Genomic DNA, 26,025 nt, shown 5'->3' on the forward strand with positions numbered 1-26,025 from the left:
GGGTGTCTTCCGTTCGATCAGGGCACTGGATCGGGTCCGTACCCGCCCCAGGGATGGCACCGCGCGATTCGCTTGGCTGCCAACCACCCGCCTTTCACTGCGCCATAGCGGCGAAGCGCGGTGATTGCATAGGCGGAACAGCTTGGGGTGTAGCGGCACGATGGCGGCAATACGGCCGAGGGGCCGATTTGCCAGCCGCGCACCAGCAGGATGAGGAGGCGAGTCAGCACCGCGAAGCGCCAATATGACCGTTCGCCCCGAGCCTGTCGAAGGGCCCCAGCCGCACGAGCGCCGATGCGTGGTGCGAGCTGTGCTTCGACAGGCTCAGCACGAACGGAGTGGAGTGGTCGCTCACCGCGCCGCCTTCGCCAGTGCTTTGGTGAGTTCGGCGCGCAAGGCGGCGAAATCGCGCTCGATTCCGCCGTTGCGGCCGATCAGCACATGGTCCGCGCCGGGCACGCCCTGTTCAGGCAACAGTTCGCGCGCCAAGGCGCGCAACCGCCGTTTCATGCGGTTGCGGACCACGGCGTTGCCGATTTTCTTGGTAACGGTGTAGCCGACCCGCATCGCGGGATCGCCATCACCGCGGGCGCGCACTTGCAGGACGAAGCCCGGCATGGGTGCGCGCTTGCCCGCATTCGCCGCGAGGAAATCCGCGCGGCGCGTGAGCGTCCGTAGGTCGGGAGGCCCGACGGGTACGGTTACGCCGATAGCTTCTTGCGGCCGCGGTTGCGGCGAGCGCGAATCACGTTGCGACCGCCCGGGGTCGCCATGCGCGAGCGGAACCCGTGGCGGCGTGCGCGCACCAGATTGCTCGGCTGAAAGGTCCGCTTCATCGTTCATTCCCTAAAATTCTGCACGGGGCACGTCGAAATAGAAAATGGCCGCCACGAGGACGGCCTTGAAGGTGCGCGCTTACCGAGGACGTGCCGGAAAGTCAACGTGCGTCCTGCGCGGCGGAGCGCTCGACACCGCGCGCAGCCTTGTCGCGCGCGCGGCGACGAGCGGCGCTTTGGCGGCGCAAACCCATATCGGCATAATGGCCGAGTTTGGGCCAGCGGCGTTTGGCGGTGACGAAATGCTTTTTCGCACTGTGCGAGTTTTGCAGCACCAGCGCGAGGCCCGCCGCGAACACGAAGATGCCGCCGGGGCCGGGAATCGCGCCGACGATCGGCGAGAGAATCACCAGAACCACGCCGCTGGAAAACAGGCCGGTACGGACAAGCGGATTGCGCGACGTCATCATCGCTGTCCATGTGGGGCGAGTGTCTTGTTTGCGCAAGACGCCGCCCGGCGCTGTTCCCTCCGCCGGAAAACGCGGTATGCTTCAGCGGCATCCGGGGGGATCACAGATGGCAGCAAGCGTATCGACGGTGGCGTATCTCGGCCTCGAGGCGCGCGCGGTCGAGGTGCAGGTGCAACTGATCCCGGGGCTGCCCGCCTTCAACGTCGTCGGGCTGGGCGACAAGGCGGTGGCGGAAAGCCGCGAGCGCGTGCGCGGGGCGATTGCGGCGATGGGGCTGGCGCTGCCGCCCAAGCGAATCGTGGTCAACCTGTCCCCGGCGGATTTGCCCAAGGAAGGATCGCATTTCGATTTGCCGATCGCGCTGGCGCTGCTGGGGGCGATGGGCGTGGTCGATGCCGAGACGCTGAGCGAGTATGTCGTGGTGGGCGAGCTTGGGCTCGATGCGCGAATCGCGCCGTCGCCGGGGGTGCTGCTGGCGGCGCTGCATGCGTCGGAACGCGGCATGGGGCTGGTGTGTCCGGCGGCGCAGGGGTCGGAAGCGGCCTGGGCGGGGCAGGGGGTGCTGGCGGCACCCGACATTTTGTCGCTGATCAACCATTTCAAAGGACATGGCCTGCTGAGCGCGCCGTTGCCCGGCGATGCCGAGGATGTCGGGCACGGGCCTGACCTGCGCCAGGTGAAAGGGCAGGAGACCGCCAAGCGCGCGCTCGAAATCGCGGCGGCGGGCGGGCACAATCTGCTGATGGTGGGGCCGCCGGGCGCGGGCAAATCGCTGATGGCGTCGTGCCTGCCGGGCATTTTGCCGCCGCTTGACGCGAGCGAGGCGCTGGAAGTGTCGATGGTGGCGAGCGTCGCGGGCACGCTCACCGGTGGTCGCCTGACTCGTCAGCGGCCGTATCGCGCGCCGCATCATTCGGCGTCGATGGCGGCGCTGGTCGGCGGCGGGTTGAAGGTCAAGCCGGGCGAGGTCAGCCTCGCCCATCTCGGCGTATTGTTCCTCGACGAGCTGCCGGAATTCCAGCGCGCGGTACTCGATTCGCTGCGCCAGCCGCTGGAGACGGGGACGGTCAGCGTCGCGCGCGCCAATGCCCATGTCACCTTTCCGGCGCGCGTGCAGTTAATCGCGGCGATGAACCCGTGCCGCTGCGGGCATTTGGGGGATGCCGCGCTCGCCTGTTCGCGCGCACCGCGCTGCGCGGCGGATTATCAGGCCAAGGTGTCGGGGCCGCTGCTCGACCGGATCGACCTGCATATCGAGGTTCAGGCGGTCAGCGCCGCCGACCTCGTGCTGCCGCCGCCGGGAGAAGGATCGGCGGAGGTGGCGGTGCGGGTCGCGGCGGCGCGGGCGATGCAAAGGGCGCGCTATGCCGATCACGCCGTGCGCACCAACGCCGAGGCGGATGGGGCCTTGCTCGACGCCGTCGCCACCCCCGATGCCGTCGGGCGTACGTTGCTGGCACAAGCATCGGAAGCGATGCGATTGTCGGCGCGGGGCTATACCCGCATCCTGCGCGTCGCGCGGACGATCGCCGATCTGGCGGGTGTCGATACGGTCGGGCGTATCCATGTTGCCGAGGCGCTCAGCTATCGCCGCCAGGCTCCGCGCAACTGATCGAACGCTCAGTCGAAGGTCAGGAACGCCGGCTTGCCGTCGAGATAGCAGTGCGTTGGGTTGTCGAACCGAAATCCGCCGGGGCCAAGCCGCCGCAGGACATGCGCGCAGTGCGCGGTGGCGCGTTCTCCGGCCTGGACGATAACGTCGGATATCAGATACGCATCGGAGGCCAGCACGCCGTGTCCGGCACGCACCAGCTTGCCTGCGGCGACCGCGCTTTCAACCTCGCGCCGCACGGTTGAATAGCTCATCCGCAAGGTTCGGGCGAGCGCGGTGATCGCGATCGGCTCGCGCAAATCCTGGGGGGGCGCGGTGTAGGCTTCGCCGTAGCGGCGGCTCAGTTCCGGGTCGCGCGTAATCTTGTTCGCGCTGGCGGTTGCCACGCTATGCACGACCACGAGCTCAAGCCAGCTTGCATGCGAGTCCCGAATATAGTCGAACGGTGCCAGTATCAGATCGATTGCGGCGGCAATGGTCGCGTTTGGATCATAGAAACGGTCGACATGGTTTGGCGGCAAGGGAAAGCCCATGTGCGCCAAGTCTTCGATGACGCTGACCATATGGTCGTGCAAGAGGCGCAACACTGTCACGAAGGCGGGCAGCGCCAAAATCTCGCTGCGAACGCTCACGCCATGATCGACACGCTGGCAAAGCCCGTCGCTGATCAACGCGTGGACATGCCGCCGGACCGTCTCAAACGGTCGATTGAGCGACATGGCGACCGCGTTGATGCTAATGCCGTCAATGGCGGTCGGCGCGGTCGAAGCAAGGCCATTGCAGAAGGCGCGAAGGCAACTGCTGCCGCGCAAGATCATCAGCAGAAAGATCGCTCGATCGAACGGGATTTTGCGTTGAAGATGCTCCTCGACGACGCGGACCACATCGAGTCCACACGCCAATTGCATCTGGCTGACAACCCGGCCGACCATGCGGCTGCCGGGCCGCGCCGCTACCTCCCACCTCAGATGTTGCACCGATCCGATCGCCCCCCGGCCGCTATAGGAGATGCTCTCTTACCCGATTTGCTCAAACTACGCATGGCATGTTTATCAAACTGGGTAACTATAAGATGTGATATTTCATACGCTGCCGTAACCATTCCGCTGGGGTGGGGGATTTGTATGGCCGTGCTTGGTGAATCGCACGCTGAAACGGACATCGTCGCGGGGGGCGGCGCGCCAGATTTCAGGGTTGAGGCGTTTCCCGGCGCGGCCTTGCGGAGCGCGCGAGAAGCGATGGGCATCTCGATCGGCGACGTGTCCCGCCACACGCGCATTCCCGAACGCCATCTCGATGCGATCGAGCGCGCCGACTATGAGGTCTTTCGCGCACCGCTTTATGCGGTCGGCTTCGCACGCACGTATGCACGTCATGTCGGCTTGACCGAGTTGTGGATCGCTGAGGCCGTTCGCGCTCATCTGGCAGAGCGATTTCCGGAACGCGATGCGCCACCCGGGGGCGAGGGCAGGCCAGGGAAAAGCGTCGTGTCGGTTACCGTCTGGGGTCTGACAATCGGCGCTGGCGTGGTCTTGCTGGTCCTGCTTGTGCGCATGTGGGGTTGATGTCCGGTGCGGTCGCGGCTAACAGCACCGTCCACGCTGCGGGTGTGGTGAAATTGGTAGACGCGCGGGACTCAAAATCCCGTTCCGCAAGGAGTGTCGGTTCGACCCCGACCACCCGCACCATCTCTGTTACGCTTCGGCCAGTTCCAGCGTTTCACTGATCTCAAACCATACCGCCTCGGCCGCTTCGAGCTTCTTCGAAATCTGCGCGTGCTGCTTGGTCAAATCGGCCGGGGTGAGCCGCGCGAGCCACGCCTCGGCGGTGCTCGGGTCGAGCATCGCGCGGTCTATCGCGTCGCGTTGTTTGGTCAGCTTGGTGACCAGCGCCTCGGCCTCATGCGCGCGCTTTTGCAGGGCGACGGCGGCGGCGCTCAATTGCGGCTTGTCGTCCTTCTTGGCGGCCTTGGCCTTGGCGCCTTCGCCGCCACCGTCACCCGCCAGCACGAAAGCGATATAATCCTCCATGCTGCCGGCATATTCCTTCGCCGTGCCGCCATCGACCAGCACCAGCCGGTCGGCGGTGAGTTCGACCATGTGGCGATCATGGCTGACGAGGATGACCGCACCGTCATAGGCGTTGAGCGCCTGCACGAGCGCTTCGCGCGCATCGACGTCGAGGTGGTTGGTCGGTTCGTCGAGGATCAGCATGTGCGGCGCGTCGCGCGTGATCAGCGCGAGCGCCAGGCGCGCGCGTTCGCCGCCCGAAAGCTTGCCGACCTTCTGCGTCGCCTTGACGCCCGAGAAACCGAAACGGCCAAGCTGCGCGCGCACCGCGCCCGGCGTCTTGCCCGACATCATGCGGGTCATATGTTCGAGCGGGGTATCGTCGCCGTCGAGTTCCTCGACCTGATATTGCGTGAAATAGCCGACGCGCATCTTGCCGCTGGCGGTCATCGCGCCGTCCATCGTCGGCAATTGCGCGGCGAGCAGGCGCGCAAGCGTGGTCTTGCCGTTGCCGTTGCGCCCGAGCAGCGCGACGCGATCATCGGGATCGAGCCGCAGGTTGAGGCGCTGCAGGATCGGCTTGTCGGCATAACCGACCGCCGCCATGTCGAGCGTGATCAGCGGCGGGCGCAGTTCTTCAGGAGACGGGAATTCGAACGACAGCGTCGGATCTTCGGCCATCGACGCGATCGGTTGCATCTTGGCGAGCATCTTCTGGCGGCTCTGCGCCTGCTTGGCGGTCGAGGCGCGGGCGCTGTTCTTGGCGATATATTCGGTCAATTTGGCGCGTTGCGAATCCTGCGCGGCCTTGGCGGCGGCGAGCTGGGCGACGCGCTCGGCCCGCTGGCGCTCGAAACTGTCATAGCCGCCAGTGTAGAGATGGACCTTGCCGCCTTCGAGATGCAGGATCGTGTCGACCACGTTGTTGAGCAGATCGCGCTCATGGCTGATGACGACCATCATCGCCGGATAGCTTTTCAGGAAGTTTTCGAGCCACAAGGTCGCTTCGAGATCGAGATGGTTCGAGGGCTCGTCGAGCAGCAGCAGATCGGGTTCGGAAAACAGCAGGGAAGCGAGCGCGACGCGCATCTTCCAGCCGCCCGAATAGCTGTCGAGCGGGCGACCCTGCATTTCCTCGTCAAAGCCAAGGCCGACCAGGATGCGCGCGGCGCGCGCGGGGGCGGTATAGGCGTCGATCGCGGTCAGTCGGTCATAGACGGCGCCCAGACGATCGGGATCCTGGCAGGTTTCGGCCTCGGTCAGCAACGCTGCGCGCTCGGTATCGGCGGCGAGCACGGCCTCGATCGGGGTGGTGGTGCCGCTCGGCGCTTCCTGCGCGATATAGCCGATGCGGGTGCCGCGCGGCATCTCGATCTCGCCGAGATCGGGTTCGAGCTGGCCGATCATGACCTTCATCAGCGTGGACTTGCCTGCGCCATTGCGCCCAATCAGGCCGACGCGGCTCTTGGGCGGCAGTGCGGCGCTCGCGCCGTCGAGGATCGCGCGCCCACCGAGGCGCACTGTGATACCATTGATATTCAGCATCGGCAGCGCCTAGCAGATTGTTGCGTTGCACCCAAGTGTCCGGCAGCGCGTTATACAACAAACACGAGAGGAAGCGGAATGAGCGTCGCCTTCCGTCGCGAAAGCGACGAGGAACATCTGGAACCCAAGTTCGAACGGCCGATCGCGCCCGGGCCGAATCTGGTCACGCCGCGCGGGTTGGCGCTGATTGGGGCGAAGGTGGAGGAACTGGAGGCTGCGGTCGCAAGTGCTGCGCCGCTCGACCGCGACGCGGTGCTGCGCGAGCTGCGCTATTGGCATACCCGCCAGACCACCGCCGAAGTCGTGCCCACGCCGCCTGCTGGCGTGATCGGTATTGGCAGTCGTGTGACGTACCACCTGGCTGGTGCCGACCGCACGGTCGAAATCGTCGGTGGCGACGAGGCGGATCCGGCGGAGGGCCGCATCGGTTTCCAGGCACCGCTGGCGCGTGCGCTGATCGGCGCGGAGGTTGGCGAGCGCGTCGATTTTGCCGGCAAGGCCGAGGCGGTCGAAATTATCGGGGTGGCGTGAGCCGGGCTTTCCCGGCACCCTTACGGGTGCGCAGCGAATCCCGGCGCGAAGCGTTGGCAGAGTGGATTTCCGAATAGACCCGATCAAGGATCTCGACCGATGAGTGGTAACCGCAAGCTCGGCCCAATGGCCAATCCCTGGCTCGGGATCGGGATGGACGCCTGGACCTTGGGGTTGGAAGCCTCGGCCGTGATTGGGTTGCGCACCTGGCAACGGGTGATGGCCGGACCCAACGGCAATGCCGCCAGCGATGCTGAGGCGCATCGCATGGTCGATGAGAAGATGATTGCGGCGCTGCAGTTGCAGATGGCGATGCTGACGGGTCGCCTGGGTACCACGCCTGCAACCGCGACGAAGAAGATCATCCGGCACTATTCTCGCACGGTGCGCGCCAACCGGAAGCGGCTGGCGGGGTAACGCGGGCTTGGCGAGGTTTGCTCGCGCACCCGCCGTTAGTGTCGCGCCAAGGTAATCCGCGCGATCAGACCGCCGCCGTCGCGATTCTCAAGGGCGATGTCGCCGCCTGCCTCGCGCACGATCGCGCGGGCAAGTGCGAGGCCCAGCCCGATGCCGCCGGTTTCCTTGTTGCGGGAGGTTTCGAGCCGAGTGAACGCTTCGAACACGTCGCCCAGCCGATCGGCGGGGATGCCGGGGCCGCGATCGCACACGGCGATCACCACTTCGCGCGGTGTCGCGGTGAGGGTGACCTCGGCCGACTTGCCATATTTCAGCGCATTTTCGATCAGGTTGCGCAGCGCGCGCCGCATTGGCGAAGGGCGCAGGCGCACTTGCAGGCGATCGGCCTCTTCAAAGCCGACCGAATGGCCAAGATCGCGGAAATCCTCGACCACGGCATCGACCAATGCCGCCAGATCGACCTCGGTCGGCGGTTCGCTCGGGCGACCCAGCCTCGCGAGCGACAGAATGTCGTCGAGCGTGCGGTTCATCTCGGCGATGGTATCGGCCATTTTCGCGCGATCGGTATCGTCCTCGACCGACTCGATGCGCACGCGCAGCGCCGCCAGCGGGGTGCGCAGATCGTGCCCGATCGCCCCGAGCATGCGATCTTTTTCCTCCAGCATCGCGGTTACGCGCAGCCGCAGCGCATTGAAGGCGACGATCACGTCGCGCACGTCCTGCGGACCGCTCTCGACGATCGGTTCGGTCGCGGTACTAGGGTGGAAGTCGCGTGCGGCGGTGGCCAGGCGGCGTAGCGGGCGCGAAATGCGCCGCCCGGCCCAGAGCAAGGGGACCAGGACGACTCCGTAGAGGATCGCGGTCTGCGCAAACAAGCGCCACAGGATCGTCGAATCGTTGCGGGTCCAGCCGATGTTGAGCACAATCCATTGCCCATCGGGGCGTTCTACCGCGACGACCAGTTCTGCCCCCGCGCGCAGCAGGCGTTCGATGCGGGATTGGCTGACATAGCGGAGGCGCGGATCATTGGGCGAGATCGGCAGCACCTGCGTCTCGATCCGGTTGGCCTTGACCCCGGCATCGGTAAGGGCGACGCGCAACGCCCGTTCGATATCGTCCAGCCGCTCCGCCCCGGGCGGGATCGGGGAGGCCGCCAGCACGCGCGTGCGGCTCCACGAGCCGCCGCCGCCGATTTTCTTGCCCGCCGCAATGCGTTCGTCGGCATCGACGATGCGCGTGACGGCTGGGCCCGTTGCCTGATCGAGCCGCGCCTGACGGCGTTCCTGCAGCAGCAAGCCAAAATTGATCGCCTGCGCCAGGAACAGCGCCACTGCGATCAGCAGCGCCATCTGGCCGGACAGGTTGCGCGGAAGAAGCCTCAAGGGCGCGCCGTCGTCACAGCCGGGTCACTTCGGCGGCCAGCGTATAGCCACCGCCCCATACGGTCTTGATCAGGTCGGGTGCCTTTGGGTCGGCTTCGATCTTGCGGCGCAAGCGGCTGACCTGATTGTCGATCGCGCGGTCGAACGCGGCGGCTTCGCGGCCTTGCGTCAAATCGAGCAATTGGTCGCGGGTCAGCACCTGGCGCGGGCGCGTAACCAGCGCGTGCAGCAAATTATACTCACCGGTCGACAGTGGCACCGAGACGCCGTCGCGATCGACCAGCGTACGCTCGCCCGATTTCAGCACCCATCCGGCAAAGGCGAACGACCCGCTCTCGGGGGCATGTTGGCGCACGCCGCCCGCTGCGGCACGGCGCAGGATCACCTTGACCCGCGCCGCCAGTTCGCGTGGCGAAAACGGCTTCACCACATAATCGTCCGCGCCCATTTCGAGGCCGACGATACGGTCGGTCTCCTCGGTCCGCGCGGTGAGGAGGATGACGGGGATTTCACCGCTCTCGCGAATATGCCGGGTGAGCGACAGGCCGTCTTCGCCCGGCATCATGATGTCGAGAATGACGAGGTCGATGGCATAGGCGGTCATCCGCGCGCGCGCGCCCTCGGCATCGCCCGCTTGCGTCACGCGAAAGCCCTGCCGTGTCAGGAACTGCGCGAGCGGTTCGCGGATCGAGCGTTCATCGTCAACCAGCAAGAGATGCGGCGTATCCCCCATGGTGTCGGTGTTTAGCATGACGCGATCCACTTGGAAAAAGGTGCCGGGCGAGCGGGGGGCAGGCTCGCCCGGCGGCCGGGCCTGGGGATTATTGGCCCGGATTGGGGGAGGGGGCTGGCGCGGGCGCAATCGCGTCCGCAGGGTCGCGGCGCTGCGTTACGGCCTTGCGCGCGCGGTCGGTCCAAGCGGCCAATTCGTCCTTGGTGATCTGGCCATCGCCATTGGCGTCGATGCGCGCGAAACGCTTGTCGGCTTGCGCCAGATATTCGGCGCGCGAAATCTTGCCGTCGCCATCGGTATCGGCGCGCTTCAGCAGGCGCGCCGCTGGACCGGTCTGCTCGTCGGCCGAGAGGAAGCCGTCTTTGTTGGTATCCATCGCGTCGAAACGCGCATTCGCCTGCGCCGTGGCTTCGGCCTTGGAGATCATGCCATCGCCATTGGTGTCGGCCTGCGCCATGCCACCGCCTTGTGCGATGGCAGCGGCGGTCGCCAGCGCGGCGACGGCGGCGGCAGTGAGAATGCGGGTGAACTTCATCGGCGGATCTCCTGATGCTGCCCCGGACGGTGGCGTGTCGGTGTCCGGGTTATGCCGGGACATCTGTCGCATCCCTATCCCGGGAAAGGGGGCAAAGTGTCGCAAAATGTCGCAGAGCCGCAGCGCGGCGGCGGGTTATGCGAAAATGACGACGCTTTGCATGCCCTGCGCGATGGGGACGCCCTCGGCGTTCCACAGCATCATCGTCTGGCTCGACCCGCCATTGACCGCGTGGGACGATTCGGCGGCGAGCAACCACCAGCCATCGCGGGTGGCGGGGGCGGGCGTCAGCAGGTTGATGATCCAGGTCACCGAGCTGAGCGGGACGGGCTGTTTGCCGAGCAGTTTGAGTGCGGCCGGGGGGAGCGCGTCGGCCAGCGCCAGCACCTCAACCATCGGATCGATCCCCGACGCATCGCGCAACCGCGCCCAGCGCAGCCATTCGGCCTCGCCCGGTGCCTGATCCTTCAAGTCGAGGAAGTTGAAATTGCCGGTGAAGAAGTCGTCGGGCCCGGTGTAGAGCGTCGCATCGGCGGCGGGCGGGGTGACCGTGCGGTGCAGCGCACCACTGAGCGCGATGCGCGAAGGCTGTTCGGCCATGAACACGAACATCGCGCGATAGCCGAGCCCCGCCTCCGACACGATATCGGCCTGGATGAAAGCGGCGGTGCGGCCGCGGCGCAATTTGGTGGCGGTGACGGTGACCGCGCCCGAAAGCGGCCCGATGAACGAAACTTGCGCCGATCGCAGCGGCGGCAGATCGGGCTCGATGGTTTGCGCGGCGTGCAGCGCCAGCGCGCTCGACAAGCCGCCATAAGCGGTGCGGCCCTGCAGCCAATCGGTCGGGATCTCCGCGCGGAAACCGCCCTCGATCGGGTGCGCGGCGGACAGGATCTGGTGGATCGGCGTCACAGCGCGTGCTCCGCCAAACGGTCGCGCAGCGCGCGTTTGAGCACCTTGCCGATCGCGCTGCGCGGCAGTTCGGCGATCGCGTGGAGTGCCGTCAGACGCTGCGTCTTGCCGAGGTGCGCATTGGTCCACTCGAGGATCTCGGCGATGCTGGCGTCGATGCCGCTATGCGGGACGTAGAAGCCGACCGGGCTTTCGCCCCAGGTCTCGTTCGGCACGCCGATGACGCTGCAATCGGCAACGGCGGGATGGCGCGCCAGCACCGCTTCTAGATCAGCCGGATAGATATTGAAGCCGCCCGAGATGATCAGGTCCTTCTTGCGATCGAGCAGCGTCAAAAACCCCTCCGCATCGAAGCGCCCGATGTCGCCGTGGCGGATGAAGCGGTTGCCATCGGCATCGAACCATTCGGCGGCGGCGGTGGCATCCTTGCGACCGTGATAGGCGGTCATCATCGCCGGGCTGCGGCCGACGACCTCGCCCCTTTCGCCCTGGGGCACCTCGCGACCGTCATCGTCGATCAGGCGGACGTCATGTCCCTCGACTGGCCGACCCACGGTGTGGAGCTTGTCGGGAAAGGCGTTGGCGATCAGCAGGCAGGTGCCGCCGCCCTCGGTCATGCCATAATATTCGACCAGCAGCCCCGGCCAGCGCGCGACGACATCGGCCTTCAGCGCCGCCGGGAAGGGGGCGGAGGTGCAGGTCTTGAAGCGGAAGCTCGACAAGTCGAAGCGATCGAAATCGGGCAGCGCCATGATCCGCTGATATTGCACCGGCACCAGCATGGTGTGCGTCGCGCGGTGGCGTTCGGCGAGCGTCAGATAGCCGCGCGCGTCGAACTTCTTCATCAACACCACGGTGCCGCCCCAGCCGAGCGTGGGTAGCACGCTGACCAAGGTGGTGTTGGAATAGAGCGGCGTCGCGATCATCGTCACCGCGCTCGCGAACCCGGCGGCTTCATTGCGGCTGATATGTGCCCAGCGCATGGCATGGCTCTGCACGATGCCTTTGGGCACGCCGGTGGTGCCCGAGGAATAGATGATGTTGAAGCCATCCTCGGGCGCGATCGTGACCGGTGTCGGCTGTGCGCCAACCGGAGCGAGCCAGGATCCCAGCGATTTCAGATGGACGAGCTTGCCGGGAATATGGTGGCCGCTGAGCGCATTTGCCGCATCCGTATCGACAAAGGTGATGGGGGCAGCACAATCGGCGATCATCGCCACGATGCTGTCGGGCGTGCCAGAGGGTGCGAGCGGGGTTGCCAGGCACCCGGCGCGCAGCGCGCCGAGGAAGATCGCGACATAATCGATGCTGGCGGCGGCGACGATCGCGACCGCGTCACCCTGCTGCACGCCATCGCGCTGAAGCGCATCGGCGATGCGGTCCACCAGCGCGTCCAGGCTGGCATAATCGAGTTCGCCGCCTGCCTCGGCCAGCGCGACCTTGTCCGGCTGTTCCGCGGCGTGCGCGCGGAGCAGGTCGGGCAGGGTGGCAAAGTTTCTCGCGAGCATTTCGGCAGCGGTCATCAATGGTCTCGGCAAGTCTCGATGTTCGATTCGCTAGAGGATGAGAGGACGAAAGGCCATACGCGCTTTTCGAACAACCGAAATCCTCCCCGGCACGGGGAGGATTAGCTAGCCTAGAACCTTCGCCGTCTGGCCGAACAGGATCTTCTTGGCCTCCTCGGTCATCGGCTTGTTTTCGCTGATCGCGGCACCCTTGGCATAAGCGGTAATGGTGTGCGGGCGGGCGGCGATTGCCTCGAACCAGCGCTTGACGTTGGGAAAGTCGTCGAGGTTCTGGCCCTGGCGTTCATGCGGCACGATCCAGGGGTAGCAGGCCATGTCGGCGATCGAATATTCTCCGGTGATGAAATCGCGGTCGGCCAGGCGGCGATCGAGGACGCCGTACAAACGATTGGTTTCCTTGACGTAGCGATCGATCGCGTAGGGAATTTTCTCCGGCGCATAGCCGCTGAAATGGTGGTTCTGCCCGAGCATCGGGCCTAGGCCGCCCATTTGCCACATCAGCCACTGGATCGTCTCGGTGCGGCTGCGCAAGTCCGCGCCGATGAATGCGCCGTATTTGTCGGCGAGATACAGCAGGATCGCGCCGGATTCGAAGATGGCGATCGGCTCGCCGCCATCGACCGGTTCATGATCGACGATCGCGGGCATCCGGTTGTTGGGGGCGATCTTCAGGAAATCGGGCTGGAATTGCTCGCCCGCGCCGATGTTGACCGGGATGATGCGATACTCGACCCCGGCTTCCTCCAGGAACAGCGTGATCTTGTGGCCGTTTGGCGTAGGCCAGTAATGCAGGTCGATCATGCGCCAAGCTCCTGTTGTTGGTGCGCGGGAGATGGGGGAGCCGTTACGCCTGCGCAACCGCGCGCGGTAACAATGAGCGGGCGGATTGCGACGTGTCGAGGCGCTGGGTGGCGCAGGCATAGCGAGCGGATTCGCCTTGCGGCATTGCCAATACCGCTTTTCACGAAGGGCAATCTGTGGCATCGCATGCCATACCCAATATTCAGATTCGATCGACAAGGATAGGTTTTATGGCGACTGCGCCCGAACTCGACGCTCCAGTGACGGCGCTTGACGAGTTCCGCCAGACGGCCCGCGCCTGGCTTGCCGCCAACTTTCCGTCTGCGCTCAAGGGCAAGGACAATGCGCTGTCGGCGCTTGAAGGGCCGACCGACCTCTCCGCCGAGGAAATCGCGTGGAAGACGGCGATGGGGGAAAAGGGCTGGGGTGTTCCCGGCTGGCCCAAGGCCTATGGCGGTGGTGGGCTGGACAAGGCCGAAATCCGCATCCTGCAGGAAGAAATGGCGCGGATCGGCGCGTGGAACCCGATTGGCGGGATGGGCGTGATGATGTTCGGCCCGACCCTGCTCGAATATGGCAGTGAGGCGCAGAAGCACGAACATATCCCCGCGATCGCCAAGGGCGAGGTGCGCTGGTGCCAGGGTTATAGCGAACCCAATGCCGGGTCCGATCTCGCCAATGTGCAGACCTTCGCCGAGGATGCGGGCGACCATTATATCGTCAACGGGCAGAAGACCTGGACCAGTGGCGGCCAATGGGCCGACAAATGCTTCGCGCTGGTGCGCACCGACAAATCGCAAAAGCACGGCGGCATCAGTTTTCTGCTGATCGACATGACCGCACCCGGCGTCGAGGTGAAGCCGATCCGCATGATTTCGGGGCAGTCGCCGTTTTGCGAGACCTTCTTCACCAACGTGAAGGTGCCCAAGGAAAACCTCGTCGGGCGTGAAGGCCAGGGCTGGGAAATCGGCACGCGCTTGCTGCAGCACGAACGCAACAGCCTGTCGGGCGGGGGCGGGGCCTCGCGGCTGTTCGCGGGCAAGGCGCTAGGCGCGCTCGCCAAGGACTATCGCGGCGCGGACGAACACGGTCGCGTCCCCGACAGCGATTTGCGGATGCGCATCGTGCGGCATGAGATGGACAGCCGCGCTTTCGCGCTGACGCTGCGCCGTGCCGCACTGGAGGCGAAGTCGAACCAGGGGCCATCGGCAGCGACTTCGATCATGAAGAATGTCGGCGCGCGCATCACGCAGGAGCGCGCCGAGCTGTCGATCGAGATCATGGGCATGGCCGGGCTCGGCTGGGAGGGCGAGGGGTTCAGCGAGGACGAACTGACCCAGACGCGCACCTGGCTGTGGGGCAAGGCGGTGTCGATCTATGGCGGATCGACCGAGATCCAGAACAACGTGATTTCCAAGCGCATCCTCGGGATGCTCGACCACCAGTAATTTGAGATAGGCTGCCGCGACACGCGCGGCGAGCCGGAGAGGGGCGGGGTGAAGGATGGCTGAAGCCATCCTCCCCCGTTTCACCCATCACAGAACGGGGACCGCGACATGGCCGTACTCAACGAAGAACAGACGATGCTCCGAGACATGGTGCGCGAATGGTCTGACAATGAATCGCCCGTAACCGCCTTCCGCAAGATGCGCGCGGCGGCCCCCGCCGAGGGGTATGACCCGGCGGCGTGGCAGGCACTGTCCGAAATGGGCGTGGCGGGCATCGTGATCCCCGAGGCGTTTGGCGGCACCGCCTTTGGCTATCTCTCGCTCGGCCTGGTGCTGGAACAACTTGGCCGCAATCTCGCGGCATCGCCGCTGGCGGCGACGTCGGCGGCGGCGAGCGCGATCGTTTTGGGCGAATCCGAGACGGCGAAAGCTGCGTGGTTGCCGCGCATCGCCAGCGGCGAAGTGGTCGCCACGCTCGCGGTCGATGAGGGGCCGGTGCACGATCCGGCCAAAATCGCGACCAAGGTGGTCGACGGCCGGCTGAGCGGCACCAAGGCGTTCGTCGCCGAAGGCGATAGCGCGGGCGTTTTCGTGGTGGCCGCCGAGGATGGACTGTACCTGGTTGCCGGCGATGTCGGCGTGACGCGCTCGCCACGCCATATGACGGATTCACGCAGCCATGCGCAGGTCACCTTTGCTGACGCGCCCGCCGAACGGCTCGGCGATATCGGGTTGACCGCGCGCGTGGTCGATCGCGCGACGGCGGCGGTGTGCGCCGAAATGCTCGGCCTGGCCGAGCAAGCCTTCACCACCACCAACGATTATCTGAAGACGCGCGTGCAATTCGGGCAAGTGCTCTCGACGTTTCAGGCGCTGCAGCATCGTATGGCCAAGATGTTCACCGAGCTTGAGCTGATGCGCTCGGTCGTTGAAGGCGCGCTCGAGGCGATCGATGCCGGACGGTCGGACGTCGACCAGGCGGTCAGCCTCGCCAAAGCGGTGGCGGGCGACACGCTGCACCTTGTCAGCCGGGAAATGATCCAGCTGCATGGCGGCATCGGCATGACCGATGAGCATGATGCGGGCTTCTACATCAAGCGTGCGCGCATTTTGGAGACGATGTGGGGCAATGCTGCGTTCCACCGGGAGCGCTTTGCCCGACTGAACGGATATTGATCGGGATCGTATCGCTCTTCGCTAGTGCACCATGAATGCACCCTTTTCGAAGGTCCGTTCTGGCCACCTCGGCCGTGTCATTTTTATCGCAAGTCCGTAAAACTCCTATAGCTGTGCCGCCATTTGCGGCGTTTCCGCGCTTGACGCGGCCCCGTTCTCGATTAAATTCGATGATAGGGTACGGAGCCGATTAGCGTTCCGGCCCTTCGGGGAGAGAGATATGACGAACGCCTTGTTGTCTGCATGTGCCATGTCCGCGCTCGCGCTTGGGATCGCCATGCCAGCGTCGGCGCAGACCGCGCCTGCAGCCGGGGTGCCGTCGTCGCCGCCGGGAGCCGCAAAGGCTCCGGCGGCGGCCGAGGCGACCGACGAACCGACCCGCGATATCATCGTGACGGCGACCCGCCGCAATTCGCTGCTGTCGGACGTGCCGCTTGCAGTGTCGGCGGTATCGTCGGCGTCGCTGTCCAATTCGGGCGCCAACGACATCCGCCAGCTCAACCAGCTCGCACCGTCCTTGCTGGTGTCGTCGACCGGATCGGAGGCGAACGGTTCGGCGCGCATTCGCGGCATCGGCACGGTGGGCGACAATCCCGGCCTGGAAAGCTCGGTCGCGACCTTTATCGACGGCGTCTATCGCAGCCGCACCGGGGCCGGTCTCAACGATCTGGGCGAGATCGACCGGATCGAAGTGCTGCGCGGTCCGCAGGGGACGCTGTTCGGGCGCAATGCCAGCGCGGGTTTGCTCAACATCATCACCAAGCAGCCGAGCTTTACCTTCGGGGCCAATGGCGAGCTGACCTATGGCAATTACAATGCGGTGCGCGCCTCGGGCAGCGTCACGGGCCCGATCACCGAAACGATCGCCGCGCGGCTCGATGGCGTCTATTCAAAGCGCGACGGTTTCTACACGGATGCGGTGACGGGCCAGCGGCTCAACAATCGCGATCGCTACTTCGTGCGCGGGCAGTTGCTGTATCAACCCACTGCCGACCTGTCGGTGCGGTTGATCGGCGATTATACGCACCGCGTCGAATCCTGCTGCGCCGCCGTCTATGTTTCGACGGTCGAAACCTATGATCCGACGCCGGGCGCGGCGGGGACCAATCCCGAACATGATTATGCCAGCCGGACCAACCGCATCACCGACGTGATGACCAGCATGGGCGGGGTGTTTCCGGGCGGCGTGTATCCGGCGAACATGACGCCCTATAACCGCCTGACTTCCGATACGCCGGGCCGCAGCTTCCGCGGCAAGACCACCGATGGCGGCATCTCGGGTGAAATCAACTGGAAGATCGGGGACATCGCGGTGACCTCAATCACCGCGTACCGCGAATATAAGGCGGAGGCCCCCGGCGACGTCGATTACAGCAACATCGATTTGCTGTACCGTGCCGCGGACGGCAATTCCTTCCGCCAGTTCAAGACGTTTTCGCAAGAGCTTCGCCTGCAGGGATCGCTGTTCAAGGACCGGCTCGACTGGCTCGTCGGCGGCTATTTCTCCAATGAAGATCTGACGGTTCGCGACAACCTCAAATTCGGCTCGCAATATGGCGCGTTTGCCGCGTGCCGCCTGGTCGCGACGATCAACGCCGCTGCGGTGTTGCGCAACCCCAGCGCACCGGGCTGTCTCAGCCCCACCGGTATCGCCACGTTGACCGGGGCATTTGGCGCGGCGGCACCGATCTTCATCAACGGGCTCAACACGCTCAGCACGGTCAACAATGTCGGCGACAACAACGCCAATTACTATCAGCGCAGCCGCAACTTTGCGTTCTTCACGCACAATATCGTGCACATCACCCCGACGCTCGATCTGACGCTGGGCCTGCGCTACACGCATGAAGAAAAGACGTTCCGCGCCGATTTCACCAATACAAACACCGCCTGCCCGACGCAGCAGGCGTTCTTCGCGCCCTATCTGACCGGGGGCGCGACGCCGCTGCCGGCCTCGTTGCAATCGCTGGCGGCGGGCGTCGTCAACTTGACTTGCCAGGGCAATTCCAGCTCGGCGCTCAATGCGCTGAAACTCAGCGACAAGCGCAAAGAAGGCGAGTTCACCGGCACGGCGGTGCTCTCCTGGAAGCCGACCACGGGTGTGCTGACCTATGCCAGCTATTCGCGCGGCTATAAGGCGGGCGGCTTCAACCTCGATCGCTCGGCATTGGGCCAGCCGATCTTCTCGCCGACCGATCCGCGCCAGTTTGGCGGGCGCGGCGCTGGCTTTGGCACCGCGAACCTGCAATTCGATGCCGAGAAGGTCGATGCTTATGAAGTGGGTGTGAAATATACCAGCCGCCGCTTCAACCTGAACGTCGCCGCCTTTCAGCAGGACTTTAAGGACTTCCAGCTCAACACCTTCAACGGCTCGGTCTTCCTGGTGCAGAATATCGACTCCTGCTCGACCGATCTGGCGGGCGCGGACCGCGATGCATCGGCATCGAGCGGGGCGTGCGATCCCAACAATGTCCGGCCCGGCGTGCGGACGCGCGGCGTGGAAGTCGAGGCGGCGATCTACCCGACCCGCAACGTCGCCTTCACCGCCGGCTATACGCTGGCCGATACCAAGTTCCGCAACAATCTGGTCGGGCGCAACACCGGCGCTCCGCTCGATCCCGCCTTGTTCCTGCTGCCGGGACAGGCCTTGTCCAACGCGCCGCGCAATGTCGTGACCAGCAGCATCGCCTGGACGCCGCGTTTGGGCAGTTCGGGCCTGTCGGGGCTGATCTATGTCGATCAGCGCACCACCAGCGATTACAATACCGGCTCCGACCTGTTCCCGGAAAAGAAGCAGGACGGCTTCACCACGGTCAACGCTCGTGTCGGCATCCGTGGTCCCAAGGAGCAATGGGCGATCGAACTGTGGGCGCAGAATGTGACCAATACGCAATATGAGCAGGTCGCGTTCAGCACGCCCTTCCAGGGATCGGGCAGCGTCGCCAACGTCCAGGCCTTTGGTGGCACCGCCAACCAGACGATTTCCGCCTTTCTTGCCGAACCGCGCACCTATGGCGTGACGCTGCGCGGCAAGTTCTGAGCCCCACCCCGGCGAAGGGCCCGTCACCGTGCACGGTGGCGGGCCCTTTGCCGTTTGGGCGCGCGTAGCGTATCGCTAGACCGATGCCCAAACCGATACAGCGCACGCCCGGCCTGCCGACCCGCGAGCAGATCCTCGATTTCATCTCCGCCTCGCCGACCCCGGCGGGCAAGCGCGAGATCGCGCGCGCCTTCGGGCTGACCGCGCAGGACAAGATCCTGCTGAAGGCGCTGCTGAAGGACATGGCCGATGAGGGGCTGATCGACAGCGCCCCCGGCCGCGCCTTCCACAAGCTTGGCGGGCTGCCCAAGGTGACCGTGCTGCGCATTGCCGATGTCGACGATAGCGGAACCGCCTGGGCCGTGCCCGAACGCTGGGAAGCGGAGACGCCCGCGCCGAAGCTGCGCGTGCGCGAGCGCAAGCAGGGCGCGCTGGGGGTGGGCGACCGCATCCTCGCGCGCACCGAGGAAGCGGGCAAGGGCTGGATCGCGCACCCGATGAAGACGCTGCCCAAGGGCGAGGAACTGGTGCTTGGCGTGCTGCGGCAAGAGGGTTCCACCTTGTGGCTGCAGGGCGTGGAGAAGAAGGAACGCCGCGAATTCCAGGTGTCCGATGCGGGGGAAGCGCAGGTCGGCGATCTGGTGCTGGCCGAGAAAGCCGGGCGCCCGCCGCGCATTACCGTTCGGGTCACACAAGTGCTGGGCGACCCGTTCGCGCCGCGCAGCTTCTCGCTGATCGCGATTCACAAGCTGGGGATTCCGGATGTGTTTTCGGCGGAGACGCTGGAGGAAGCGGTGCGCGTGGCGGCGCAGCCGCTGGGCGACAAGCGAGAAGACCTCCGCCATCTGCCGATCGTCGCGATCGACCCGGCCGATGCGCGCGACCATGACGATGCGGTGTGGGCCGCGCCCGATGACGACCCGGCCAATGACGGCGGCTGGAAGGCGATCGTCGCGATTGCCGATGTGTCCTTCTATGTCCGCCCCGGATCGAGCCTCGACCGCGAGGCGCGGCGGCGCGGCAACAGCGTCTATTTCCCCGACCGGGTGGTGCCGATGCTGCCCGAAAGCCTGTCGGCGGAGATGTGCTCGCTGAAGGAAGGCGTCGATCGCGCGGCGCTTGTCTGCCATTTGCAGGTGAGCAAGGGCGGCGCGCTGAAATCGTGGCGCTTCACCCGAGCGGTGGTGCGGATCGCGGCGAACCTCGCTTATGAAGATGCGCAGGCGATGGTGGATGCGGCAATGCTCCCCTCCCGCTGTGGGGCTGCTGGAAGGCGCTGTCCAAGGCCCGCGCCGCGCGCGCGCCGCTCGACCTCGATTTGCCCGAACGCCGCGTGGTGCTCGACGAGAAGGGGCGCATCCTGTCGGTCGCGCCGCGCGAGCGGCTCGATGCGCATAAGTTGATCGAGGATTATATGATCGCCGCCAATGTCGCCGCGGCCAAGGCGCTGGAGGCGAAGAAGGCGCCGGTGATGTACCGCGTCCACGAACAGCCGAGCCGCGAGAAGCTGGTCGCGCTGAAGGACTATCTCAAGACCTATGGCATCGAGTTCGCGCTCGGCCAGGTGGTGCGGCCCAAGACCTTCAACCAGATCCTCGACAAAGTGATCGACAGCGACGCGCGCCCGCAGATCATGGAGCAAGTGCTGCGCACCCAGACCCAGGCCTATTATGCGCCGGCCAATATGGGGCATTTCGGGCTGGCGCTGGGCAGTTATGGCCACTTCACCTCGCCGATCCGGCGCTATGCCGATCTCATCGTGCACCGCTCGCTGGTCGCCGCATATGACCTTGGCCCCGGCGGGCTGACCGAGGGCGAAGCCGCGACGATGGAGCGGATCGGCGAGAGCATCTCGATGCTCGAACGCCGCGCGATGGAGGCCGAGCGCGACACGATCGACCGCTATGTCGCGGCTTTCCTGAGCGAAAAGGTCGGCGAAGTGCTGGAGACGCGCATCACCGGCGTCACCAATTTCGGCTTTTTCGCCACGGTCGAGGGGATTGGCGGCGACGGGTTGATGCCGGTGCGGGACCTGGGCGGCGAATATTTCCGCTTCGACGAGGCGAGCCGCACGCTGGTGGGCGAGCATAGCGGCACGGTCTTCGCGAGCGGGCAGAAGCTGCCGCTGCGGCTAGCCGAGGCCAACCCGGTGTCGGGGGCGCTGCGCTTCGAGATGGTCGAGGGGCGCGGGGCCGCCCCCGAGCGCGAACCGCGCGGCAAGGGGCCAGCGCGCGTAATCAAGCGGCGCGGGCGACCGGCGAACATCCGGCATCAGGGGAAGAAGCGGTAGGATGTTAAAACTGCTTATCTAATCGATCTGCGCACCAAGCAGGCATGGGACACGACTATTAGCGGAAGTTGTTTGAACGGTTAGGGTCACATCATGCGCAAGCTCATTCTCTTGGTTGTGGCCTGTTCAATTTTCGGGTCCGATTCTCTTGCAAAGGTCTCGGATTCGACGGGTGTGTGTTTTCGCCGAGTCAGTGGTCTCGATAGGCGAGGAATTGTTATCAATCGCTATGAATCGATCATTGTGCGACCATCTTCGTCCCTCGCGAACGACATCGTGAGGCTCGCTCGCGTGTCAGAGGTACGTAGCCTCCTAACAAGCCCAGACATGACGGCGAATACGTGGATCGGCGCATCGATCTCGGATACGGCGTTTGACGAGACGAGCGGCGAAGATTGCTCGAAGCTGCCGTCGTTTAAGAAAAATCAGCGTTGATCAGCGGCGTTCGCACTACCTCCTTTTCCGTTTGCGCTGTCGAGAGAAGGTCGCCGTCTCTAAACATTGGATGCGTTCCAAGCACGGATGCCACTGGGCCGTAGATCGCCACCACCAAAAAACTGCCTCCCCGCCCAAAACACCCCTTGAAGTTGACCCAAGGTCAACCGGCATAAGGGCGGCATGGATGAGTCGTTTGCCATTGATGAAGTGGTCCGCCGCACCGGCCTGACCGCGCGGGCGCTGCGCTTTTATGAGGCGCGCGGGCTGGTTTCGCCGCTGCGCACCCAGTCGGGCCGTCGCTGGTTCGGGCCGGCCGAGCTGGAGCGGGTGCATCGCATCGTCGCGCTCAAGAAAGCCGGGCTCAGCCTGGGCGACATCAAGCGGCTGTTCGATCGCAAACCGATCGACCTGGCCGCTTTGCTGAGCGCGCAACGCGAGCGGCTGGCCGTCCAGGCGCAGGAGATTGGCGACGCCATCACCCTGATCGATTCCGCACTGTCCCGCATCAACCGAGGCGAGCCGCTCGATGCCGCGACACTTTGCTCGCTGATCCGCGATGGAGATACAGTCATGAATGATCAGGCAAAAGCGTGGAAGGACGTGATCGACCGCTATTACACGCCCGAAGAACAGGCGGAGTGGCACGCGCAAATGGGGGCGGCTCCGCAAGTCTCGACCCCGGATTATCTGGCGCAGTGGCGGGCGCTGAGTGACCGGATCGAGGCGGCCTTGCCGCTCGACCCAGCGAGCGATGCGGCGCTGGCGTTCGTGCGCGAGTGGTTCACCTTGCTCGAACCGTTCAGCCGCGTTGCCACCCCGGCAATGTGGGAAGGCTCGGCGCGGCTCTATGCCGATATGGGCGCGTGGGAGGGCAAGGCCGACGCCGGTTTCAGCAAGCAGGTGTGGGACTTTATCAACCAGGCCGCCGCCGTCGCGCGCGCGGCGGGCAAGGATATCGGGCCGGTGCCTGCCTTTGTGCAGGCGCGGGGGTAAACCTTCCGTTCGGGCTGAGCGTGTCGAAGCCCCCTCTCCTCGGGAGCGTGGCTCTTGGGGGAGAGGGGCCCTTCGACAGGCTCAGGGCGAACGGGGAGCGGAGTGGACGAGCTTTACCCGCAGCGGAAGGTCAGCCCCGCTTTCGCCTGTAGCCGGTCCGCCAGCACTGTCCCCATCAGCGCGCCGGGTGTCCAGATGCCGCCGTCTCCGCGCACATCCTCGACCAGGCAGCGCGCGGTTTCGGCGATCATCTTGCTGGTCGATCCGTAGCCCGGGTCCTTGTCGCCGGTGACGACGCAATCGATGCGTTCGCCCTTGGCACCTTCGCCGATGAACAGCAGATCGTAGAAACCGGCGTCGCGCTCTTCCTTGGAGGGGCCTTCGCCGGGCTTGGGGCCGTGTGCGCTGGCGAGCGGGTTGATCCGCGCGATCGCTTCGGCGGCGGCCTTGCCCATGTCGCCAAGGCCGGGGGCGACCATCATCTCGTCATAGACGAAGTCGGCGCCGAAGCGTTCGCCCAGAAGGAAGTTGGTGCGGTGGACGTTCTTGGTGTTGATCGGTGCCATGATGAAGGGCGCGACCCATGCCGCGATCGTGCGGTCATATTCGGGGATCAGCCCGGTCGGCTGATGCGGGCCGGTAAAGCCCGGCGTGAGCGCGAACGGGTTGGCGAGCAGGCCGAGGATCGAGGGGTTCTTGGCGGCGGCGGCGAGCGTTGCCTTCAGGCTGGCGGCGGTGCCACCCGAAAAGCCGCCCTGCATCTTCCGCACGCGGCCTTTCACGCGCGGCATCGGCGCGCCGAACTTGGCGCGGGCGGCTTCCTGCAGCGTCAACACGCCGAGATCGAACGGGATCGAATCGAAGCCGCAGGAAAAGACGATGCGCGCGCCGCTGCGCTGCGCGGTGGCGTGATGCGCGTCGATCATGTGGCGCATCCAGGCGGGTTCGCCGCACAGATCGACATAAGCGGTGCCCGTTTCGGCGCAGGCGGCGACGAGATCGCTGCCATAGAGCTGGTACGGGCCGACGGTGGTGAGCACGACCTGGGTGCGTTCGCACAGCGCGCGCAGGCTGGCGGGGTTTTCGGAATCGGCGGTGAGGAGCGGCGTGTCGGCGGGCGCGCCGATCAGATCGCGCACTTCGGCCAGCTTGGCGGCGGAGCGCCCCGCCATCGCCCAGCGCGGCGCGCCGCTGTGCGCGAGATATTCGGCGACCAGACGGCCGGTAAAGCCGGTCGCCCCGAAAACGATAATGTCAAAATCGCGCATGTCTCTCCCCTCCCGCTTGGCGGGAGCGGTCGGGCAGGGGCCGGCGCTCCGTGCGGTTTGGCTGGATCATGCCCTCCCTTCTCCCCTCCCGCAAGCGGGAGGGGAGAAGGGGCCTTCTCTCTTCTCTCCGCGTCTCCGCGTCTCCGCGCGAACAAAAGAAGGGTGGTTCACGCGGAGGCGCGGAGACGCGGAGAAGGGCGCGCGTGGTGCGGGCCGTGCGCGCGTGCTGCTGGCGGGATTGGGCCGCTGCGCGGGAGGTTAGGCGGCTTCGCTGAATTGCAGGCTGGCGAGGCGGGCGTAGAGGCCGTTTTGGTCGACCAGCGTGCCGTGCGTGCCTTGTTCGACGATGCGGCCGTCGCTCATCACGATGATGCGTTCGGCGGCGCGGACGGTGGCGAGGCGGTGCGCGATGACGAGCGTGGTGCGCTCGGCCATCAGCCGTTCGAGCGCCTCCTGGACCAGGCGTTCGCTCTCGGCGTCGAGCGCGCTGGTGGCTTCGTCGAGCAGCAGGATCGGGGCGTCGCGCAGCAGCGCGCGCGCAATCGCGACGCGCTGGCGTTGACCGCCCGACAGCCGCGCGCCGCCTTCGCCGAGGAAGGTGTCGAGCCCCTCGGGCAATTTGCGCAGGAATTCGGCGGCATTGGCAGCCTCGGCGGCGGCCCACAGCTCGTCGTCGCGCGCGTCCCAGCGGCCATAGCGGAGATTGTCGCGGGCCGTGGCGCCGAAGATCACCGTCTCCTGCGGCACCATCGCGATGCGCGCGCGCACTTCTGCGGGGTCGGCGGTGCGCAGGTCGACGCCGTCGATCTTCACTGCGCCGGTCGAGGGATCATAGAAGCGCTGGATCAGCTGGAACAACGTGGTCTTGCCCGCGCCCGAAGGGCCGACGATCGCGACCGTCTCGCCCGGCGCGACCGACAGCGAGAAATCGTGCAGCGCCGCCACATCGGGCCGGGTGGGGTAGCGGAATTCGACATGATCGAACTCGATCGTCCCGCGCGGCGGCTGCGGCAGCGTGATGGGTTTGGCGGGCGCAGCGATTTCCGGCCTCTCGTCCAGCAATTCGGCCAGCCGCTCGGCCGCGCCAGAGGCGCGTAGCAAATCGCCATAGACCTCGCTCAGCGACCCGAACGCGCCGCTGACCAGCACCGAGGTCGCCAGAAACGCGGTGAGCGACCCCGCCGACAGCCGCCCCGCCGCGACATCGGCGACGGTGCTCCACAACAGCAAGGTGATCGCGCCGAAGATCAACGTGATGAACAGCGCCGTCAGCAAGGCCCGCAGGAAAATGCGGCGCTTGGCGGCGGCGAAGCTGCGCGTCACGGCATCGGCAAAGCGCTGCGCCTCGCGGCGTTCCTGCCCGAACGCCTGGACGATCTTCATCGCCGAGAACACCTCGACCGCCATTGCGCCAATGTCGGCGATGCGGTCCTGGCTGGTGCGTGAATGCGTCCGCAGCCGCCGCCCGAGCAGAATGATCGGCAACAGCGTGAGCGGAATACCGATCAGGATCATCCCCGCCAGCTTCGGCGCAAGCACGAACAGCGATACAATCCCGCCAATCCCGGTAATGGCATTGCGCAGCGCGACCGACACGGTGGTGCCGACCGCCATTTCGATCTGGCCGGTATCGGCGGTAAGGCGCGAAGCGATTTCGGACGGGCGGTTCTCCTCGAACCAGCGCGGCGTAAGGTTAAGCAGATTGTTCTGCACCGCGATGCGCACGTCGGCGACGGTGCGTTCGCCCAGCCACGACACGAAATAGAATCGGATCGCGGTGGCGATGCCCAGCACCAGCACGACCGCGAACAGCAAATAGAAAGTGCGGTCGACATGCGCCATATCGCTGCCGTGCGAAAAACCGCGGTCGATCACCGACTTGAACGTCCACGGAATATAGATCGTCGTGGCCGAAGTGACGAACAGCGCACACAGCGCGATCGTCAATTGCACCGGATACCGGCTGGCATAGCGCCACACCATGGCCAGACTGCTGAGCTTGCGTTGGGTCGGTTCGCTGGGGAGCGCGCTTTGGGGGTCTGCCATGGTCCATCCGCCTAGCAGGGACCGGGCTGGCCCTCAACGTGGATACTGATCACCGTCGAAACGTTCACCTTAAAGCG

General features: G+C 65.5%; 23 protein-coding genes, 1 tRNA gene and 1 pseudogene. 11 read left to right on the forward strand and 14 right to left on the reverse strand.

What is annotated here, in order from left to right:
* Window positions 1-17: 17 nt before the first annotated feature.
* The 4 genes from yidD to ON00_RS16560 all read right to left on the reverse strand — a co-directional run bounded on the left by yidD (window position 18) and on the right by ON00_RS16560 (window position 1,243).
* Window positions 18-230 carry a membrane protein insertion efficiency factor YidD gene (gene yidD / locus ON00_RS20275; RefSeq protein ID WP_010407690.1) on the reverse strand — a complete coding sequence of 71 codons (213 nt, stop codon included), beginning with the start codon at window positions 228-230 and terminating at the stop codon, window positions 18-20.
* Window positions 231-351: 121 nt separating this feature from the next.
* Window positions 352-711, reverse strand: a complete 360-nt coding sequence (gene rnpA, locus ON00_RS16550; RefSeq protein WP_083834181.1) for a ribonuclease P protein component — start codon at window positions 709-711, stop codon at window positions 352-354.
* Window positions 702-836: a 50S ribosomal protein L34 gene (gene rpmH / locus ON00_RS16555; RefSeq protein ID WP_010162954.1), complete on the reverse strand. Its 135-nt coding sequence runs from the start codon at window positions 834-836 to the stop codon at window positions 702-704. Before rpmH ends, rnpA begins: the two co-directional genes overlap by 10 nt.
* Before the next feature lie 101 nt (window positions 837-937).
* Window positions 938-1,243 (reverse strand): hypothetical protein, encoded by a 306-nt coding sequence (locus tag ON00_RS16560; RefSeq protein ID WP_010407693.1) that lies wholly within the window; start codon window positions 1,241-1,243, stop codon window positions 938-940.
* A 109-nt stretch (window positions 1,244-1,352) separates the two neighbouring features.
* On the opposite strand from ON00_RS16560, the gene ON00_RS16565 reads away from it, so the two are divergent.
* Entirely contained in the window at window positions 1,353-2,858 is a 1,506-nt protein-coding gene (locus tag ON00_RS16565) for a YifB family Mg chelatase-like AAA ATPase (protein WP_010407695.1), read from the forward strand.
* Window positions 2,859-2,866: 8 nt separating this feature from the next.
* Here ON00_RS16565 and ON00_RS20950 read toward each other — a convergent pair whose 3' ends face one another.
* The gene (locus ON00_RS20950) at window positions 2,867-3,490 is read right to left on the reverse strand and encodes a hypothetical protein (RefSeq protein WP_169313344.1); all 624 of its coding nucleotides are present in this window, start codon (window positions 3,488-3,490) and stop codon (window positions 2,867-2,869) included.
* A 3-nt stretch (window positions 3,491-3,493) separates the two neighbouring features.
* Here ON00_RS20950 and ON00_RS20285 point away from each other — a divergent pair, with 3 nt between their 5' ends.
* Both ON00_RS20285 and ON00_RS16580 read left to right on the forward strand, forming a co-directional pair.
* Window positions 3,494-4,423 carry a helix-turn-helix domain-containing protein gene (locus tag ON00_RS20285; RefSeq protein WP_169313345.1) on the forward strand — a complete coding sequence of 310 codons (930 nt, stop codon included), beginning with the start codon at window positions 3,494-3,496 and terminating at the stop codon, window positions 4,421-4,423.
* Window positions 4,424-4,461: 38 nt separating this feature from the next.
* A tRNA-Leu gene (locus ON00_RS16580) sits at window positions 4,462-4,546 on the forward strand.
* A 6-nt stretch (window positions 4,547-4,552) separates the two neighbouring features.
* On the opposite strand, the gene ON00_RS16585 is transcribed toward ON00_RS16580, so the two are convergent.
* Complete coding sequence (locus ON00_RS16585) at window positions 4,553-6,412, reverse strand: ABC-F family ATP-binding cassette domain-containing protein (protein WP_010407701.1); 1,860 nt, start codon at window positions 6,410-6,412, stop codon at window positions 4,553-4,555.
* Window positions 6,413-6,490: 78 nt separating this feature from the next.
* Between ON00_RS16585 and ON00_RS16590 the strand changes: the two genes are divergently transcribed.
* Both ON00_RS16590 and ON00_RS16595 read left to right on the forward strand, forming a co-directional pair.
* Window positions 6,491-6,943 carry a GreA/GreB family elongation factor gene (locus ON00_RS16590; protein WP_010407703.1) on the forward strand — a complete coding sequence of 151 codons (453 nt, stop codon included), beginning with the start codon at window positions 6,491-6,493 and terminating at the stop codon, window positions 6,941-6,943.
* A 99-nt stretch (window positions 6,944-7,042) separates the two neighbouring features.
* Complete coding sequence (locus ON00_RS16595) at window positions 7,043-7,360, forward strand: hypothetical protein (RefSeq protein ID WP_010407706.1); 318 nt, start codon at window positions 7,043-7,045, stop codon at window positions 7,358-7,360.
* Between the two features lie 35 nt (window positions 7,361-7,395).
* Here ON00_RS16595 and ON00_RS16600 read toward each other — a convergent pair whose 3' ends face one another.
* From ON00_RS16600 to ON00_RS16625, 6 genes are all read right to left on the reverse strand, one after another.
* Window positions 7,396-8,709 (reverse strand): sensor histidine kinase, encoded by a 1,314-nt coding sequence (locus ON00_RS16600; protein ID WP_010407711.1) that lies wholly within the window; start codon window positions 8,707-8,709, stop codon window positions 7,396-7,398.
* A 46-nt stretch (window positions 8,710-8,755) separates the two neighbouring features.
* Entirely contained in the window at window positions 8,756-9,475 is a 720-nt protein-coding gene (locus ON00_RS16605; protein WP_029623019.1) for a response regulator, read from the reverse strand.
* Window positions 9,476-9,563: 88 nt separating this feature from the next.
* Window positions 9,564-10,010, reverse strand: coding sequence for an EF-hand domain-containing protein (locus tag ON00_RS16610; RefSeq protein ID WP_010407715.1), 447 nt, complete (start codon window positions 10,008-10,010; stop codon window positions 9,564-9,566).
* A gap of 135 nt (window positions 10,011-10,145) precedes the next feature.
* Window positions 10,146-10,922: a thioesterase family protein gene (locus ON00_RS16615; protein ID WP_010407717.1), complete on the reverse strand. Its 777-nt coding sequence runs from the start codon at window positions 10,920-10,922 to the stop codon at window positions 10,146-10,148.
* Window positions 10,919-12,445: a class I adenylate-forming enzyme family protein gene (locus tag ON00_RS16620; RefSeq protein ID WP_010407719.1), complete on the reverse strand. Its 1,527-nt coding sequence runs from the start codon at window positions 12,443-12,445 to the stop codon at window positions 10,919-10,921. Before ON00_RS16620 ends, ON00_RS16615 begins: the two co-directional genes overlap by 4 nt.
* A gap of 108 nt (window positions 12,446-12,553) precedes the next feature.
* Window positions 12,554-13,249, reverse strand: a complete 696-nt coding sequence (locus ON00_RS16625) for a glutathione binding-like protein (protein WP_010407721.1) — start codon at window positions 13,247-13,249, stop codon at window positions 12,554-12,556.
* Between the two features lie 230 nt (window positions 13,250-13,479).
* Here ON00_RS16625 and ON00_RS16630 point away from each other — a divergent pair, with 230 nt between their 5' ends.
* From ON00_RS16630 to ON00_RS16650, 6 genes and pseudogenes are all read left to right on the forward strand, one after another.
* Window positions 13,480-14,697 carry an acyl-CoA dehydrogenase family protein gene (locus ON00_RS16630; RefSeq protein ID WP_010407723.1) on the forward strand — a complete coding sequence of 406 codons (1,218 nt, stop codon included), beginning with the start codon at window positions 13,480-13,482 and terminating at the stop codon, window positions 14,695-14,697.
* 108 nt (window positions 14,698-14,805) lie between these two features.
* Window positions 14,806-15,873: an acyl-CoA dehydrogenase family protein gene (locus tag ON00_RS16635; protein WP_029623020.1), complete on the forward strand. Its 1,068-nt coding sequence runs from the start codon at window positions 14,806-14,808 to the stop codon at window positions 15,871-15,873.
* A gap of 220 nt (window positions 15,874-16,093) precedes the next feature.
* Entirely contained in the window at window positions 16,094-18,913 is a 2,820-nt protein-coding gene (locus ON00_RS16640; RefSeq protein ID WP_010407728.1) for a TonB-dependent receptor, read from the forward strand.
* A gap of 83 nt (window positions 18,914-18,996) precedes the next feature.
* A pseudogene (locus ON00_RS16645) lies at window positions 18,997-21,203 on the forward strand (ribonuclease R family protein).
* Window positions 21,204-21,296: 93 nt separating this feature from the next.
* Window positions 21,297-21,638 carry a hypothetical protein gene (locus ON00_RS21070; RefSeq protein ID WP_211207137.1) on the forward strand — a complete coding sequence of 114 codons (342 nt, stop codon included), beginning with the start codon at window positions 21,297-21,299 and terminating at the stop codon, window positions 21,636-21,638.
* A gap of 183 nt (window positions 21,639-21,821) precedes the next feature.
* Complete coding sequence (locus tag ON00_RS16650; protein ID WP_010407730.1) at window positions 21,822-22,634, forward strand: MerR family transcriptional regulator; 813 nt, start codon at window positions 21,822-21,824, stop codon at window positions 22,632-22,634.
* Window positions 22,635-22,747: 113 nt separating this feature from the next.
* Here the strand turns inward: ON00_RS16650 and ON00_RS16655 are convergent, their stop codons facing one another.
* Both ON00_RS16655 and ON00_RS16660 read right to left on the reverse strand, forming a co-directional pair.
* Window positions 22,748-23,902 (reverse strand): saccharopine dehydrogenase family protein, encoded by a 1,155-nt coding sequence (locus tag ON00_RS16655; RefSeq protein WP_010407732.1) that lies wholly within the window; start codon window positions 23,900-23,902, stop codon window positions 22,748-22,750.
* A 258-nt stretch (window positions 23,903-24,160) separates the two neighbouring features.
* On the reverse strand, window positions 24,161-25,948 hold the full coding sequence (locus tag ON00_RS16660; protein ID WP_010407734.1) for an ABC transporter transmembrane domain-containing protein: 1,788 nt from the start codon (window positions 25,946-25,948) through the stop codon (window positions 24,161-24,163).
* Window positions 25,949-26,025: the final 77 nt, after the last annotated feature.

Origin of the sequence: Sphingomonas echinoides ATCC 14820 (genome assembly GCF_000241465.1) — a bacterium.
Classification (GTDB): domain Bacteria; phylum Pseudomonadota; class Alphaproteobacteria; order Sphingomonadales; family Sphingomonadaceae; genus Sphingomonas; species Sphingomonas echinoides.